The organism is Catellatospora sp. TT07R-123 (assembly GCF_018327705.1).
Lineage (GTDB): Bacteria > Actinomycetota > Actinomycetes > Mycobacteriales > Micromonosporaceae > Catellatospora.
This window is the reverse complement of the sequence record NZ_BNEM01000001.1, coordinates 3,627,988-3,642,574: the sequence shown is the minus strand read 5'-3', so window position 1 is coordinate 3,642,574 and position 14,587 is coordinate 3,627,988. Positions and strand designations below refer to the sequence as shown.

Genomic DNA, 14,587 nt, shown 5'->3' with positions numbered 1-14,587 from the left:
ATGCCTCCGGGGTCTACAGCGTGGCCTGCGGCGCGTTCCAGGATGGCGCATCAGCGCCAGACCCGTACGCGGGGGTGGCAAGCGGCAGCTCCATGGTGGCCGTGGGCTCCAGCGGGCGGTCGGCGCCCGGCTGGGCCGCGGGCTGCGGCCAGGCGGCCTCGATGGTGTGGACCGGCTTCGGCCACGCCCGCCAGCGGCCGGGGCTGACCACGGCGACCAGCAGCAGCGCGCCGACGGCGGCCAGCAGACCGGTCTGGAGCGGAACGGTGAGGTCGGCGTGGTAGCCGCCGATCTTCCAGCCCGCGTCGAGAGTGTCCAGTGCGGGCACCGGCTGGAGCAGGAACCAGGTGGTGAAGCCCAGGTAGACCAGGGCGGTGAACAGCGGGCCCACCGGGGACAGGCGCAGCGCGCCGATCAGGCCGAGCACCAGGCCCGTCCCGGCCAGCACGGCGAGGCCGACCCACATGCCGGTGGGCACGTCGGGTGACACGCTCACCGCGAGCATGGCCTGGCCCTGTGCGGCCGCGGCCCACGCGAGCGGTGTGATCACGATTGCGGCGAGGAGGCTCCATACGTGACGCATGTGCGGCACCTTACTGTTTTCCCGTTGCCCCGGCACCCTCGGCGGGGGGAGGCCGTACGGTGAGGGCGTGATCTCCCAGGAGCAGGGCCATCCGACCGCGTTCGCGCGGGTCACGTTGAGCCGCATCATGACCAGCCAGGACGTCAACCTGTACGGCACGGTGCACGGCGGCGTGATCATGAAGTTCGTCGACGACGCCGCCGGGGCGGCCGCCGCCCGCCACTGCGGCTTCAACGCCGTCACCGTCTCCCTCGACGAGATCACGCTGATGGTGCCGGTCCGCGTCGGCGACCTCGTACACGCCAAGGCGCAGGTGAACTGGACCGGCCGCACCTCGCTGGAGCTCGGCGTCACGTGCTGGGCCGAGCGCTGGAACGAGGCCGACCGCGCCCCGGTCAACGTCGCCACGGCGTACCTGGTGTTCGTGGGGGTCGGGCCCGACGGCGAGCCGATCGAGGTGCCGCCGGTGCTGCCGGAGACCGAAGAGGACGAGCGGCGCTTCCGCGAGGCCGAGATCCGCCGCGAGCACCGGCTGGCCCGCCGCCGCGCGATCGAGAGCCACCGCGCCGACCGGCACTGAGGTGTCGGCCGCCGCCATGGCCGCCCACTGACCGGTGTGCGCCGGGAACACCGCAGCCGGCTCGTCCGGGCCGCAGAATGATCGCGCAGGGGATGCGGCAGGATGCGAGTGCGGTACGACGGCGTACGCGGGAGGAGAACACGATGACCAAGGTGCTGTGGACCCCACCGGCAGACGTCAGGCAGACCTCCCGCATCGGCGACTACCTCGGCTGGCTGGAGAAGCACCGCGGGCTGGCCTTCGCCGACTACGACGCGCTGTGGCACTGGAGCACCGAGGACCTGACCGGGTTCTGGTCGTCGATCTGGGAGTACTTCGACGTCGTCGCGCACGGGCCGGTGACCGCTGTGTTGCCCGACGCCACGATGCCGGGCGCGAAGTGGTTCCCCGGCACCACCCTCAACTACGCCGAGAACGTGCTGCGGATGCCGGGCGTCGGCGACGACGAGCCGGTCGTGCTCGGCTACTCGCAGACCCGCGAACCGCTGGTGCTGACCGCCGCGCAGCTGCGCGAGCAGGTCCGCCGGGCGCGGGCCGGGCTGCGGCGGCTCGGCGTCGGCGAGGGCGACCGAGTCGCGGCGTACCTGCCGAACATCCCCGAGGCGGTCGTGCTGATGCTGGCCACGGCCAGCCTGGGCGCGATCTTCTCGTCCTGCGCGCCCGAGTTCGGCACCCGCAGCGTCACCGACCGCTGGCAGCAGATCTCGCCCAAGGTGCTGGTCGCCGTCGACGGCTACCGGTACGGCGACAAGCTCATCGACCGGGCCGGGGAGGTCGCGGCGATCCGGGCGGCGCTGCCGTCGCTGGAGCACACGATCGTGCTGCCGTACACCCAAGGCAATGTCGGCCTGGGCGAGCTGGCCGCCGACACCGGCGAACCGCTGGCCTTCACCCCGGTTCCGTTCGCCCACCCGCTGTACGTGCTCTACTCCTCCGGCACCACCGGCCTGCCCAAGCCGATCGTGCACGGCCACGGCGGCATCCTGCTGGAGCACCTGAAGATGCTCGCCCTGCACCACGACCTGGGCCCCGGCGACCGCTACTTCTGGTTCTCCACCACCGGCTGGATGATGTGGAACTACCTGGTCTCCGGCCCGGCGGTCGGGGCGGCGATCGTGCTGTTCGACGGCAACCCGGGCGCCCCGGACCTGGGCATGCTGTGGCGCCTGGCCGAGGAGGCCGGGATGACGTACTTCGGCACCTCGGCGCCGTACCTGCTGGCCTGCCGCAAGGAGGGGCTGGTGCCGCGCGAGGTCGCCGACCTGTCTCGCCTGCGCGGGCTCGGTTCCACCGGGGCGCCGCTGCCCGCCGAGGGCTTCGAGTGGGTGTACGACAACATCAACCCCGACCTGATGCTGCTGTCCCTGTCCGGCGGCACCGACGTGTGCACCGGCTTCGTCGGCGGCACCCCGCTGAACCCCGTCTACGCGGGCGAGATCGCGGCCCGCTGCCTGGGCGCGAAGGTCGAGGCGTACGACGGCGCCGGCCATCCCGTGCTCGGCGGCCTCGGTGAGCTGGTCATCAGCGCGCCGATGCCGAGCATGCCGGTCGCGTTCTGGGGCGACACCACCGGCGAGAAGTACCGCGAGGCGTACTTCGACGTGTTCCCGGGCGTATGGCGCCACGGTGACTGGATCACCATCACCGACCGGGGCACCTGCGTGATCACCGGCCGCTCCGACGCCACGCTGAACCGGGGCGGGGTGCGGCTGGGCACGGCCGAGTTCTACTCGGTGGTCGAGGGCATGGACGAGGTCGCCGACTCGGTCGTGGTGCACCTGGAGGACGACGAGGGCGGGGCCGGGGAGCTGCTGCTGTTCGTGGTGCTGGTGCCGGGGTGCGAGCTGGACGACGCGATGCGCGGGAAGATCGCGCGGGAGCTGCGGACCGCGCTGTCGCCGCGGCACATCCCGGACGCGATCTACCAGGTGGCGGCGGTGCCGCGGACGCTGTCGGGCAAGAAGCTGGAGGTGCCGGTCAAGCGGATCCTGACCGGCACGCCGGTGGAGTCCGCGGCGGCGAAGGGGGCGCTGGCGAACCCGGAGTCACTGACGGCGTTCGAGGAACTGGCCCGTACCCGGGCCGCGTAGCCCCTGTCCGGGCGACCTGGTCCCGGGTCACCCCGTCCTTTACATAAACGCTGGCCTATCTCGTCGAGTTTGATCTACGCAGATTCGATGAGATAGGCCAGCGTTTATGTAAAGCGGATCGCGTCGCCGCCCGTGGCCCGACCCGCGGGCGGGGGCTCAGGGGATGATCTTGGCGCGTTCTGTCGTCGCGCGGGAGTCGAGGATGCCTGCGGCCGTGTGGTGGGACAGGACCAGCGTCGCGCCCGCGGCCAGCGGGGCGACCAGCCAGTCCAGCGGGCGCGGGTGGGCGCCGAGGTCGATCAGCACCCGCTCGCCGCGCTGGATGTCCAGCTCCTTGGCGCGGGCCACCGCCCGGTCGGCGAGCTCGGCGTGGGTGATCGAGCCGCCGCCGCCGGGCAGCCCGACCAGTGCGGCCGCGCCCGGGTCGGCGGCCGGGCCGCCGTAGAAGTCGCCGTGGGCGCGCGCGGAGCTGACCCAGTCCGACACCCCGGCGGGCAGGCCGCGCAGGGGCAGGGCGAACGGGTGCAGGCCGACGGCGTACGTGTCGGGGGCGGTGGGGGCCGCGTCGGCGGCGACGAAGGCGACGTCGGCGGGCAGTTCGGCGGAGTGGGAGACGGCCAGCCCGGCGGTCCACGTGGCGAGCATGATCGCGGCGGTCTGCCAGTGCGGCGGCAGCGCGATCGAGGCGACGTCACCGGGTCCGAGGCCGAGCCCGTCGACGAGCAGGTTCCCCGTCTTGGCCACCCAGTTGGCCAGGGTCGCACCGGACAGCTCGGTACGTTCGCCGGTGGCGTCGTCGTACCAGGTGAGCAGGGGGCGGGCCGGATCGGCCGACACCGTGGCGGCGAAGAGCTGACTGATAGTCGACACGTGGTCAGGCTACCGACAACGCCGCGTCGTGGACCTTGCCATGGGGTATGTCGGGCGTAGTCTGAGACGTGACTGCTGTGAAACAGCGCACAGTCTCACAACCGCAGAGCGGCGGTCGACTGGGCTGCGCTGCACACCCCCACAAGGAGTGTTCACCGTGACGATCTCCCGCTCTCCCCGGGTGCTGGTCGACGCGACCAGTGTCCCCGCCGACCGAGGCGGGGTGGGCCGCTACCTGGACGGGCTGCTGGGCGCCCTGGCCGAGCGGTCCGACCTCGACCTGATCGTGGTCTGCCAGCGCACCGACCAGGAGCGCTACGCCCGTACGCTGCCGCACGCGCAGGTCGTGGCGGCGCCGGCCGCCGTGGCGCACCGCCCGGCCCGGCTGGCCTGGGAGCAGACCGGCCTGCCGCTGCTGGCCCAGCAGGTCGGCGCCGAGGTGCTGCACTCGCCGTTCTACACCTGCCCGCTGCGTTCGGGCTGCCCGGTGACGGTGACGGTGCACGACGCGACGTTCTTCACCGAGCCGGAGCACTACGACAAGTCGCGCGGCACCTTCTTCCGCTCCGCGATCAAGACGTCGATGCGCCGCGCCGAACGGGTGATCGTGCCGAGCAAGGCGACCCGCGACGAGCTGATCCGGCTGCTGGACGTCGACCCGACCCGCGTCGACGTCGCCTACCACGGGGTGGACCACACCGCGTTCCACGTGCCGGGCGAGGACGAGAAGGCGCGGGTGCGGGCGCGGCTGGGCCTGGGCGAGGCGTCGTACCTCGCGTTCCTGGGCGCGAAGGAGCCGCGCAAGAACGTGCCGAACCTGATCCGCGGCTGGATCGCGGCGGTACGCGACCGGGTCGACCCGCCCGCGCTGGTGCTCGCCGGCGGCCAGGGCCACGACGACGAGATCGACCGGATGGCGGCCGAGGTGCCCGCGCACCTGCGCCTGCTGCGGCCGGGCTACCTGCGCTACGCGGACCTGCCCGGGTTCCTGGGCGGGGCGGTGCTGTGCGCGTACCCGAGCCATGGTGAGGGTTTCGGGCTGCCGATCCTGGAGGCGATGGCCTGCGGCGCGCCGGTGCTGACCACGCCCCGGCTGTCGCTGCCCGAGGTGGGCGGCGACGCGGTCGCGTACACGGGGCCGGAGGCGGACGCGATCGGCCGCGACCTGGCCGCGCTGCTCGACGACGACGGACGCCGCGCCGCCCTGGCCGCGGCCGGGCTGGCCCGGGCGAAGGAGTTCAGCTGGAACTCCAGCGCCGACGCCCACATCAGCGCCTGGCAGCGGTCGATCCGCGACCGCCACTGACGGGCGGTCGGCAGGGGGCCTGCGGGCGGGGCGAGTTGCCTACCCCGCCCGGTCAGGCAGAATGGTCGGATGCTGCACGCCGTAATCCCTGCTGGTGGGAGTGGGACGCGCCTCTGGCCGCTGTCGCGCGCCACGAACCCGAAGTTCCTGCACCCGCTCACCGGCACCCCCGAGACGCTCATCCAGGCCACCGTGGCCCGCCTGGCCCCGGTCGCCGCCATCGGGGACACGTACGTGGTGACCGGCACCGCCCACGCGGCCGCGATCGCCCGGCAGCTGCCTGACCTGCCCGAATCCAACATCCTGATCGAGCCGAGCCCGCGCGACTCGTGCGCCGCCATCGGCCTGGCCGCCGCCGTGATCGCCCGGCGCGACCCGGAGGGCGTGATGGGCTCGTTCGCCGCCGACCACCTGGTCCGCGACGTGGCCCGTTTCACCGAGGTGCTGCGCGACGCCGAGGCCGGGGCCCGGCGCGGCCTGCTGATGACCATCGGCATCACCCCGACCCACCCCGAGACCGGGTACGGCTACCTGCAGTGCGGCGCCGTCGTCGACGGGCCGGTGCGGGTCGTCGACGAGTTCAAGGAGAAGCCGTCGCGCGAGGTGGCCGCCGAGTACGTCGCGTCCGGCCGGTACCTGTGGAACGCCGGCATGTTCGTGTGGCGTGTCGACGTGTTCCTGCGCGAGCTGGCCCGCCAGCAGCCGCAGCTGCACGACGGGCTGACCCGCATCGCCGCCGCCTGGGACACCGACGACCGCGACCGGGTGCTCGGCCAGATCTGGCCCACCCTGACCAAGATCTCCGTCGACTACGCGGTCATGGAGGGCGCCGCCGCGGCGGGCCTGGTCGCCACCGTGCCGGGTGACTTCGGCTGGAACGACATCGGCGACTTCCACACCCTCGGCGAGGTGCTGCCCGCCGACGCCGACGGCAACGTGGTGGTCGGCGACGACGCCACCCTCGACGGCGGCAAGCCCGAGGTGCTGCTGCACGACTCGCGCAACGTCGTGGTGGTGCCGCAGTCGGGCCGCCTGGTCGCGGCGCTGGGCCTGGAGAACATGATCGTGGTCGACACCCCGGACGTGGTGCTGGTGTGCGGCCGCGACCGCGCCCAGGACGTCAAGAAGCTGGTCGACGAGCTCAAGGAGCGCGGCGACACCCGCATCTGACCCCGCGAGCCCTGCGCGAATCCAGCGCGAGCCCTGCGCGAGCCCTGCCGAGTTGCCGGGCAATCGGGCGTAAGTCGGCCTGACTTACGCCCGATTGCCCGGCAACTTCGCTGAGGGGGGTGCGCGGTGGTCGCGGGGCGGAGTGGTGGCGGGTGCATACGCTGGGGATCATGAAGTTGGTGGAGCTGGCGGCGGCGGGCAACGAGGCGAGCGACCTGCTGGCCGTGGCCGACCCGGCGCTGCTGCGGGAGTTCGGCGCGCGGCGGGCGTACTGGACCGTGCTGGACGAGGGCCCGGTGGAGCGCTGCCTGGCCCTGATCGTGGAGCGGCTGGACGGGACGTGGCGCGCCGCGCACGTCGCCGCCGAGGCGGGTGCCCACGCGGGGCGCACCGAGGACGCCGAGGCGCTGGCCCGCCACGACGGCTGGGTGTACGTCCTGGGCTCCCACTTCGGCTCCAAGGCGGGCCCGCTGCGGCCCAGACGCGCCTTCGTGGCCCGGTTCCGCGAGTCGGCCCGGCCGGAGCTGGAGATCGTGCGGCACCGGTTCGCGCTGCACCGGGCGGTCAACGACGCGCTGGCCGAGCTGGCCGCCACGGGGCATCCGGTGGCGCCGGGGCCGGTCGATCCGGCCGTACACGACGGTTTCATCGAGCAGACGCTGCGCCGCGGCACCGCCAAGGGCAAGGCCTGGGTCGCGCAGCTGGCCCCCGGCGACCACCCGGTCAACATCGAGGGTGCCGCGTTCACCGGGCGCGGCACGCTGCTGGTCGGGCTGCGCTGGCCGGTCACCGCCGCGGGCGAGCCGGTGCTGGTGGAGCTGGCGGGGGTGCCGGAGCTGTTCGCCGGCGGCGCGCTGCGGGTCGCGGGGGTGTACGCGCTGACCGGCACCGGCCCCGGCCCGCTGGGCGTACGCGCGCTCGCCGCCCGCCCCGACGGCGGCTACGACGCGGTCATCGGCTCGATCGACGCCCTGGACAAGGGCTCGGTGCTGCTGGAACGGCATCCGCACGCGCGCCACGCCACCTGCCGCCACGTTCGCTTCGTGCTGCCGGAGCGCCCCGGCCCGGCGCTGCTGAAGGCGGAGCCGGTGGCGGATCTGGCGCCGCTGCACCACGTCGAGGGGGTGTCCGACCGGGACGGAGCGCCGATCTACGTCACCGACGAGGACCACCGCATCGGCCTGTGGCTGTGAGACCCGGTCCGGTGCGAACGGAGCGGCCGGCCGGTCTGCCCCCCGGCTCCCGGCCGGCCGCTACCGTGCCCCGTACGCCCCCGTACGGTCGGCGACGCCGTGCGTCGCTCGGCTCCCCAGGCCGGACCACAGGATCGCGCACCCGGCCGCGTCGGGTCCACGACTTTCAGCGGTGACTTAAAGACCCAGGTCAGCTCCGCCGGTATTGTCATCCGAGTCACCCCACCCCGGAGTCCACATGCTGCGGATCCATTTCACCGGCGCCGATCTCGTGCGCACGCGCGTGGCCGCCCGGCCCGATCCGATGTGGGAGCTCGCGCTCAGCATCCACCTGCTGCGCATGCGCGGCACCGACCCGCTGCTGACCGCGTGGAAGACCGGCACCGTGGCCAGGCTGCGTCCGGCCGGGCCGCTGCGCGCCGAGACGGCGATGCTGCTGGCGCTCAACCCGCCCGTGGGCTACTTCCCCGACCTCCTCACCCCGACCGAGGCTGCCGACGGCATCGGCGCCGGAGTCGACGCGGTGCTGTCGACGCCGCAGCCCCGGCTGCGCCGCGAGATCGACGTCCTCGGCCGCACCCAGGGCTCGCTGCCCCCGGCCGTCGCGGACCTCGGCCGCGGCCTGCGGTCGGCCGTGGCCGAGCTGGGCACGGCCATCACGCGGTATCACGAGGCAGCGATCGAGCCGATGTGGCCCCGGGTCCGCGCGGCGGTCGAGGCGGACCGCAGCCTGCGGGGCCGCACCCTGCTCGACCGGGGCGTCGAGGGGCTGCTGAACGACCTGCACCCGTCGATCCGGTTCGACGGCGGCACGCTGTCCATCGCCGACTACCCGTCGCACCGCGACGTGCACCTGGAGGGGCGCGGGCTGCTGCTGGTGCCGTCGTACTTCAAGACGAACAGCAAGCCGGTGACGCTGGTGGACCCCGAGCTGCCGCCGGTGCTGGTGTACTCGGTGCACCCGGCGGCGCGGCTGGCCGCGACGGCGCCGGGCGAGGCGCTGACCGGGCTGCTGGGGCGCACCCGTGCGGCGGTGCTGGAGCTGGCGGCGGCGGGCAGCACGACCACCGAGCTGTCCCGGCGGCTCGGGGTGTCCCCGGCGGCGGTGAGCCAGCACGTGACGGTGATGCGCGACGCCGGACTGATGCTGAGCACCCGGGCGCGCAACACCGTGCACCACACGGTCACGCCGCTCGGCCAGGCCCTGCTGGCCGGCGGCTGACCGTCAGCCCTGCTCGCGGGCCTGCTCGCGGCCCAGCGCGATGGCTTCGGCGGTGCCGAGGGAGAACAGGTCGTGCTCGGCGGAGCGGACCAGGGTCTCGACCGCGCCGGGACCGTCGGCGGGCGCGGTGATCAGGCCGCGGACCACCGCCACCGGCACCCGGTCGATCTTGTTCTTGACCAGCTCGGCCGCTGAGGCGATCTCGTCGGCGATCGCCATCTGCGTGATGTGCAGCTCGTTGCCGTACGGGTCGGTCTCGCCCCGGTAGTCGCGCAGCGGCGCGATCCCGGAGCAGCCCAGCGCCACGTCGGTGAGCCCGTTGCGCCACGGCCGCCCCATCGTGTCGCTGACGATGACGGCGACGTTCAGCCCGTGCCGCTCGCGCAGCGTCGCGCGCAGCTCGCGGGCCGACCGGTCGGGGTCGACGGGCAGCAGCACGAGCTGGGACCGGTCGACGTTGGAGGCGTCGATGCCGGCCGAGGCGAGCACGAAGCCGTGGTGGGTCTGCACGATGCGGGTGTGCCCGCGCGTGGCGACCGGGCGCGCGGTCTGGTCGCGCAGCACCTTCTCCCGCGCGGCCTCGCGCTCCGGCCCCGACACGGGCACGTCGGCGAGGCTGCCCTCGGCCTTGGAAACGATCTTGCTGGTGACCACGAGGATGTCGCCGTCGGCAAGCCACGGCGCGGCCTCGGTGATGAGCTTGGCGAGGTCGTCGCCGGGGCGTACGTCGCCGATGCCGTGCACCGGGTGCACGCTGTAACCGCCGATCACGACAGTCCTCCCAGTTCCAGTGCGGCGCGGACCATCGCCGCGGTCGCGTCCTCGTCGGTCATCCACAGCGGCGCCGCCCCCACGCGTACGCCCGGGACGTCGGTGGCCGCGTCGACGGGGTCGACCAGCCACGCGTCGAGCACCCCGCCCGCGGTACGCGCCCCGAGCAGGCGGCCCACCCCCTCGGCGGTGCACGCGACGTCCAGCGCCGCCAGGCAGCGGTCGGCCATGCCGCGTACGGGGCTGCCGCCGATGATCGGCGACACGCCCACGACCGGGGCCGAACCGGCGACCAGCGCCTCGCGCAGCGGGGCCACGGCCAGCACCGGCGCGATCGACACCACCGGGTTGCTCGGCGCCAGCAGCACCACGTCGGCGCCGCTCAGCGCGTCGAGCACGCCCGCGGCGGGCTTGGCGGCGTCGGCGCCCACGAACACGAACCGCTTCGCGGGCACCTGCGCGCGGTGGCGCACCCACCACTCCTGGAAGTGGATCGCCTGCTCGGCGCCGTCGAGCTCGGTGACGACGTGCGTCTCCAGCCGGTCGTCGGTGGCGGGCAGCAGCGCGACGCCCGGCTGCCAGCGGTCGCACAGCGCCGCGACCACGGCCGACAGCGGGTAGCCCGCGTTCAGCATCCGGGTCCGGACCAGGTGGGTGGCGATGTCGCGGTCGCCCAGACCGAACCAGCTGGGCTCGGCGCCGTACTTCGCGAGCTCCTCCTTGACGGTCCAGGTCTCGCCCGCGCGGCCCCAGCCGCGCTCGGGGTCGATGCCGCCGCCGAGGGTGTACATCACCGAGTCCAGGTCGGGGGTGATGCGCAGCCCGTGCATCCACACGTCGTCACCCACGTTGACGACCGCGGTGACCTCCGCGCCGGTGGTCCGGGCGTACGCCCGCACCCCGGTCAGGAACCGCGCGCCGCCGATGCCGCCTGCCAGCACCACGATCCGCATGGACACATCCTCCCGCACCGCGGCGGGCAAGTCGGGGCCGGGTCGTACGCTGACCTGCGGGCGTTCATGCCTACTACGGGGTAGCGCGGGAAAAGGGGAGCGGCATGGCCGGCGAAGCGGTGGCGCAGCACCAGTTCACGGCGGCGGAGGTGACGCGGGCCCTGCGCCGCGCGGGCAGCGGCCGCGCGCTGGACGCGGCCGAGGCGACCGCCCTGCTCAGCGCGCAGGGCGAGGCGTTCGACGAGCTGCTGGCACTGGCCGGCGCGGTCCGCGACGCGGGCCTGCGCGACGCCGGGCGGCCCGGTGTCATCACCTTCTCCAAGAAGGTGTTCATCCCGCTCAGCCGCCTGTGCCGGGACCGCTGCCACTACTGCACCTTCGCCACGGTGCCGCACCGGCTGCCCGCGGCCTTCCTCGACCGCGACGAGGTGCTGGCCATCGCCCGCCAGGGCGCCGCGCTCGGGTGCAAAGAGGCATTGTTCACACTCGGGGACCGGCCCGAGGACCGCTGGCCGGCCGCGCAGCAGTGGCTCGACGAGCGGGGGTACGGGTCCACCCTGGACTACCTGCGCTCGGTGGCGATCGCCGTGCTGGAGGAGACCGGCCTGCTGCCGCACCTCAACCCGGGCGTGCTGAGCTGGGCCGAGCTCCAGCGGCTGCGCCCGGTGGCGCCGAGCATGGGCATGATGCTGGAGACGACCGCGACGCGGCTGTGGTCGGAGCCGGGCGGCCCGCACTACGGCTCGCCGGACAAGGAGCCGGCGGTGCGGCTGCGGGTGCTGGCCGACGCGGGCCGGGTCGGGGTGCCGTTCACCACGGGCATCCTGATCGGCATCGGCGAGACGCACGCCGAGCGGGTCGACGCACTGTTCGAGATCCGCCGCAGCGCCCGCGAGTACGGCCACCTCCAGGAGGTGATCGTGCAGAACTTCCGCGCCAAGCCCGACACCGCGATGCGCTCGGTCCCGGACGCCTCGGTGCGCGACCTGGCCGCCACGGTCGCGGTGGCGCGGCTGCTGCTCGGGCCGGGCATGCGCCTCCAGGCGCCGCCGAACCTCATCGACGCCTCGTTCGAGCTGCTGGTGCGGGCCGGGATCGACGACTGGGGCGGCGTTTCGCCGCTGACGCCCGACCACGTCAACCCCGAGCGCCCCTGGCCGCACCTGGACGAGCTGGCGGCGCTGACCGCGGCGACCGGTTTCGAGCTGCGCGAGCGGTTGACGATCTACCCGGCGTACGTCCGCGGCGCCGAGCGGTGGCTCGACCCGCGCCTGCACCCGCACGTCACGGCCCTGGCCGACGCGTCCGGGATGGCCGTGGCCGACGCCCCGGTGACCGGCCGCCCGTGGCAGGAGCCCGAGGTCGAGGGCGGCACCGGCCGCACCGACCTGCACGCCACCATCGACACCGACGGCCGCACCGCCGACCGCCGCGCCGACTTCGACACCGTGTACGGCGACTGGGCCGCCGTCTCCGAGGCGGCCGGGCGCGACACCGGCCCGGCGGTGCACGTCGGCGCCCTGGCGCAAGGCCTGCGGGTGGCCCGGGAGAACCCGGCGGACCTGCTCGAACCCCGGCACGAGGACGCCGCTCTGGCGCTGCTGCACGCCGACGGCCCGGCCCTGGACGAGCTGTGCCGCATCGCCGACGACGTGCGCGCCGCCACCGTCGGCGACGACGTGACGTACGTGGTCAACCGCAACATCAACTTCTCGAACGTCTGCTACGTGGGCTGCCGGTTCTGCGCGTTCGCCCAGCGCGAGCGCGACGCCGACGCATACCGGCTGACCGTGGCGCAGGTCGCCGACCGGGCCGAGGAGGCGTGGCGCGACGGCGCCACCGAGGTGTGCGTCCAGGGCGGCATCGACCCGCAGCTGCCGGTCTCGGTCTACCCGGACCTGGTCCGCGCGGTGAAGGAGCGCGTGCCGGGCATGCACGTGCACGCGTTCAGCCCGATGGAGATCGTCACGGCGGCCGCGAAGGCCGGCGTGCCCGTCCCCGACTGGCTGGCGCGGCTGCGCGAGGCCGGGCTGGACACCATCCCCGGCACCGCCGCCGAGATCCTCGACGACGAGGTGCGCTGGGTGCTCACCAAGGGCAAGCTGCCCACCTCCGCCTGGGTGGAGACGGTCGAGGCGGCCCACCGGCTGGGCATCCGGTCCAGCTCCACGATGATGTACGGCCACGTCGACCACCCCCGGCACTGGCTGGGCCACTTCCGGGTGCTGGCCGGGATCCAGGACCGCACCGGCGGCTTCACCGAGTTCGTGGGGCTGCCGTTCGTGCACACCAACGCCCCGATCTACCTGGCCGGGGTGGCGCGGGCGGGCGCGAGCTGGCGCGAGAACCGGGCCGTGCACGCGATGGCCCGGCTGCTGCTGCACGGGCGCATCGCCAACATCCAGTGCTCCTGGGTGAAGCTCGGCGACGAGGGCACCGTGGCGATGCTGAACGGGGGCTGCAACGACCTGGGCGGCACGCTGATGGAGGAGACGATCTCCCGGATGGCGGGTTCGGCGCACGGCTCGGCCCGTACCGTGGCGCAGCTGCACGAGATCGCCGCCGCCGCGGGCCGCCCCGCCCGCCAGCGCACCACCGGCTACGCCGCCGCCCCGCGACGGCCCTGACCGCGACCACCCGTTTTTCATAGACGTTGGCCTATCCCGTCGAGTTCGATCTACGTGGACTCGATGAGATAGGCCAACGTCTATCTAAAGCCGGATCGGGTGCGTGACGCTCCGGTCGTCGCCTCGTTGGGTTCAGGGTGACGGACATCATCGGCTATCTGTCGGATCGCCGTCAGCCGGATGACGTCAAGCCCGACACGCCAGCAGAATTTCGCCACGACACGCCCGGGATGCCGTTACCGCTCTCGGGTCTGGATCGATAGGGCAGTGGCGGGAGGATGCCGCCGCACCGAACGGCCCTGCCGGGCGTGTACCAGAGTCAGCTTGACGGTGCACGTACGACACGCGTGTAATTCCGTTGGGGCTTGGGGGAAGCGGCAGCCACAAAACCGCCTATGTGGACAAGTGCCCTCTCCAGGGTGGGGGGTTGCGCCGGCGATCCCGGCGCGCATAAAGGAGGCAGCGGAGATGGACGGTCGCCCCGTCGTGGCGGATCTGCTGGGCAACGCGCCCGAGTGGCAGGAGCACGCGCTGTGCTCGCAGACCGACCCTGAGGCGTTCTTCCCCGAGAAGGGCGGTTCGACCCGCGAGGCCAAGCGCATCTGCTCGCGCTGCGAGGTCAAGTCCGAGTGCCTGGAGTACGCGCTCTCGCATGACGAGCGCTTCGGCATCTGGGGCGGACTGTCCGAGCGCGAGCGCCGCAAGCTCAAGCGCCGCGCGGTCTGAGGCTTGTCTCCTGCCCGGATCGGGGGGTCCGGGCAGGGGAACCCTCAACTGAGGTCGTCAGGGCTCAGCCCGAGCAGGTTCGCCACCTGCTCCACGATCACGTCACGCACCAGCTCGCCCAGGTCCTCGCGGTCCGAGGCGCGAAACTCCAGCGGGCGCCGGTAGACCACGATCCGCGGCGGCACTCCGTGCCGTCCCGGCCGTCCCGGCAGCAGCCGCGCCAGCGGCACCCGGCCGTCCTCCAGCACGTCGGAGTCGTACACGTTCAGGTCCGGCGGGACGTCCTCGACCGCGAACTCGACCCCGGCCAGCTCCGTCGCGAACTTCGCCTCCAGCGACTCGACCGTGTCCAGCACCAGCTCGTCGAAGACCTCGGCCTTGGTCCGGGCCAGGGGCACGCTCGCGGGCACCAGGCGGCCGCGCATCCCCCGGCCGTGGCGGTCGCGTCGGCGGCGGGCGGCTGGGCGGCGGCGGGCGGGACTGGTCACGTCGCCAA

Annotated in this window: 12 protein-coding genes and 1 pseudogene; 8 read left to right on the top strand and 5 right to left on the bottom strand. The window is 73.5% G+C overall.

Annotated elements, in window-relative coordinates:
- Positions 1-13: 13 nt before the first annotated feature.
- Complete coding sequence (locus tag Cs7R123_RS15580; RefSeq protein ID WP_212827239.1) at positions 14-583, bottom strand: hypothetical protein; 570 nt, start codon at positions 581-583, stop codon at positions 14-16.
- A gap of 127 nt (positions 584-710) precedes the next feature.
- Between Cs7R123_RS15580 and Cs7R123_RS15575 the strand changes: the two genes are divergently transcribed.
- The gene (locus Cs7R123_RS15575; protein WP_244872011.1) at positions 711-1,163 is read left to right on the top strand and encodes an acyl-CoA thioesterase; all 453 of its coding nucleotides are present in this window, start codon (positions 711-713) and stop codon (positions 1,161-1,163) included.
- A 143-nt stretch (positions 1,164-1,306) separates the two neighbouring features.
- Positions 1,307-3,253 (top strand): acetoacetate--CoA ligase, encoded by a 1,947-nt coding sequence (locus Cs7R123_RS15570; protein ID WP_212827235.1) that lies wholly within the window; start codon positions 1,307-1,309, stop codon positions 3,251-3,253.
- Positions 3,254-3,409: 156 nt separating this feature from the next.
- On the opposite strand, the gene Cs7R123_RS15565 is transcribed toward Cs7R123_RS15570, so the two are convergent.
- Positions 3,410-4,123: a TIGR03089 family protein gene (locus tag Cs7R123_RS15565; protein ID WP_212827233.1), complete on the bottom strand. Its 714-nt coding sequence runs from the start codon at positions 4,121-4,123 to the stop codon at positions 3,410-3,412.
- A gap of 157 nt (positions 4,124-4,280) precedes the next feature.
- Between Cs7R123_RS15565 and Cs7R123_RS15560 the strand changes: the two genes are divergently transcribed.
- The 4 genes from Cs7R123_RS15560 to Cs7R123_RS15545 all read left to right on the top strand — a co-directional run bounded on the left by Cs7R123_RS15560 (position 4,281) and on the right by Cs7R123_RS15545 (position 9,014).
- Positions 4,281-5,429, top strand: a complete 1,149-nt coding sequence (locus Cs7R123_RS15560; protein ID WP_212827231.1) for a glycosyltransferase family 1 protein — start codon at positions 4,281-4,283, stop codon at positions 5,427-5,429.
- Positions 5,430-5,498: 69 nt separating this feature from the next.
- On the top strand, positions 5,499-6,599 hold the full coding sequence (locus tag Cs7R123_RS15555) for a mannose-1-phosphate guanylyltransferase (protein WP_212827229.1): 1,101 nt from the start codon (positions 5,499-5,501) through the stop codon (positions 6,597-6,599).
- 170 nt (positions 6,600-6,769) lie between these two features.
- Positions 6,770-7,792, top strand: coding sequence for a hypothetical protein (locus tag Cs7R123_RS15550; RefSeq protein WP_212827227.1), 1,023 nt, complete (start codon positions 6,770-6,772; stop codon positions 7,790-7,792).
- A 238-nt stretch (positions 7,793-8,030) separates the two neighbouring features.
- The gene (locus Cs7R123_RS15545; RefSeq protein ID WP_212827225.1) at positions 8,031-9,014 is read left to right on the top strand and encodes a helix-turn-helix domain-containing protein; all 984 of its coding nucleotides are present in this window, start codon (positions 8,031-8,033) and stop codon (positions 9,012-9,014) included.
- Between the two features lie 18 nt (positions 9,015-9,032).
- On the opposite strand, the pseudogene Cs7R123_RS15540 reads toward Cs7R123_RS15545, so the two are convergent.
- Both Cs7R123_RS15540 and cofD read right to left on the bottom strand, forming a co-directional pair.
- A pseudogene (locus Cs7R123_RS15540) lies at positions 9,033-9,785 on the bottom strand (coenzyme F420-0:L-glutamate ligase); the annotation flags it as partial.
- The gene (cofD, locus tag Cs7R123_RS15535; protein ID WP_212827222.1) at positions 9,782-10,738 is read right to left on the bottom strand and encodes a 2-phospho-L-lactate transferase; all 957 of its coding nucleotides are present in this window, start codon (positions 10,736-10,738) and stop codon (positions 9,782-9,784) included. The gene cofD and the pseudogene Cs7R123_RS15540, both read right to left, overlap by 4 nt.
- A 104-nt stretch (positions 10,739-10,842) precedes the next feature.
- Between cofD and Cs7R123_RS15530 the strand changes: the two genes are divergently transcribed.
- Both Cs7R123_RS15530 and Cs7R123_RS15525 read left to right on the top strand, forming a co-directional pair.
- The gene (locus Cs7R123_RS15530; RefSeq protein WP_212827220.1) at positions 10,843-13,365 is read left to right on the top strand and encodes a bifunctional FO biosynthesis protein CofGH; all 2,523 of its coding nucleotides are present in this window, start codon (positions 10,843-10,845) and stop codon (positions 13,363-13,365) included.
- A gap of 468 nt (positions 13,366-13,833) precedes the next feature.
- Complete coding sequence (locus Cs7R123_RS15525) at positions 13,834-14,091, top strand: WhiB family transcriptional regulator (RefSeq protein WP_203755039.1); 258 nt, start codon at positions 13,834-13,836, stop codon at positions 14,089-14,091.
- Between the two features lie 44 nt (positions 14,092-14,135).
- Here the strand turns inward: Cs7R123_RS15525 and Cs7R123_RS15520 are convergent, their stop codons facing one another.
- The gene (locus Cs7R123_RS15520; RefSeq protein ID WP_212827218.1) at positions 14,136-14,579 is read right to left on the bottom strand and encodes a metallopeptidase family protein; all 444 of its coding nucleotides are present in this window, start codon (positions 14,577-14,579) and stop codon (positions 14,136-14,138) included.
- Between the last annotated feature and the right edge of the window lie 8 nt (positions 14,580-14,587).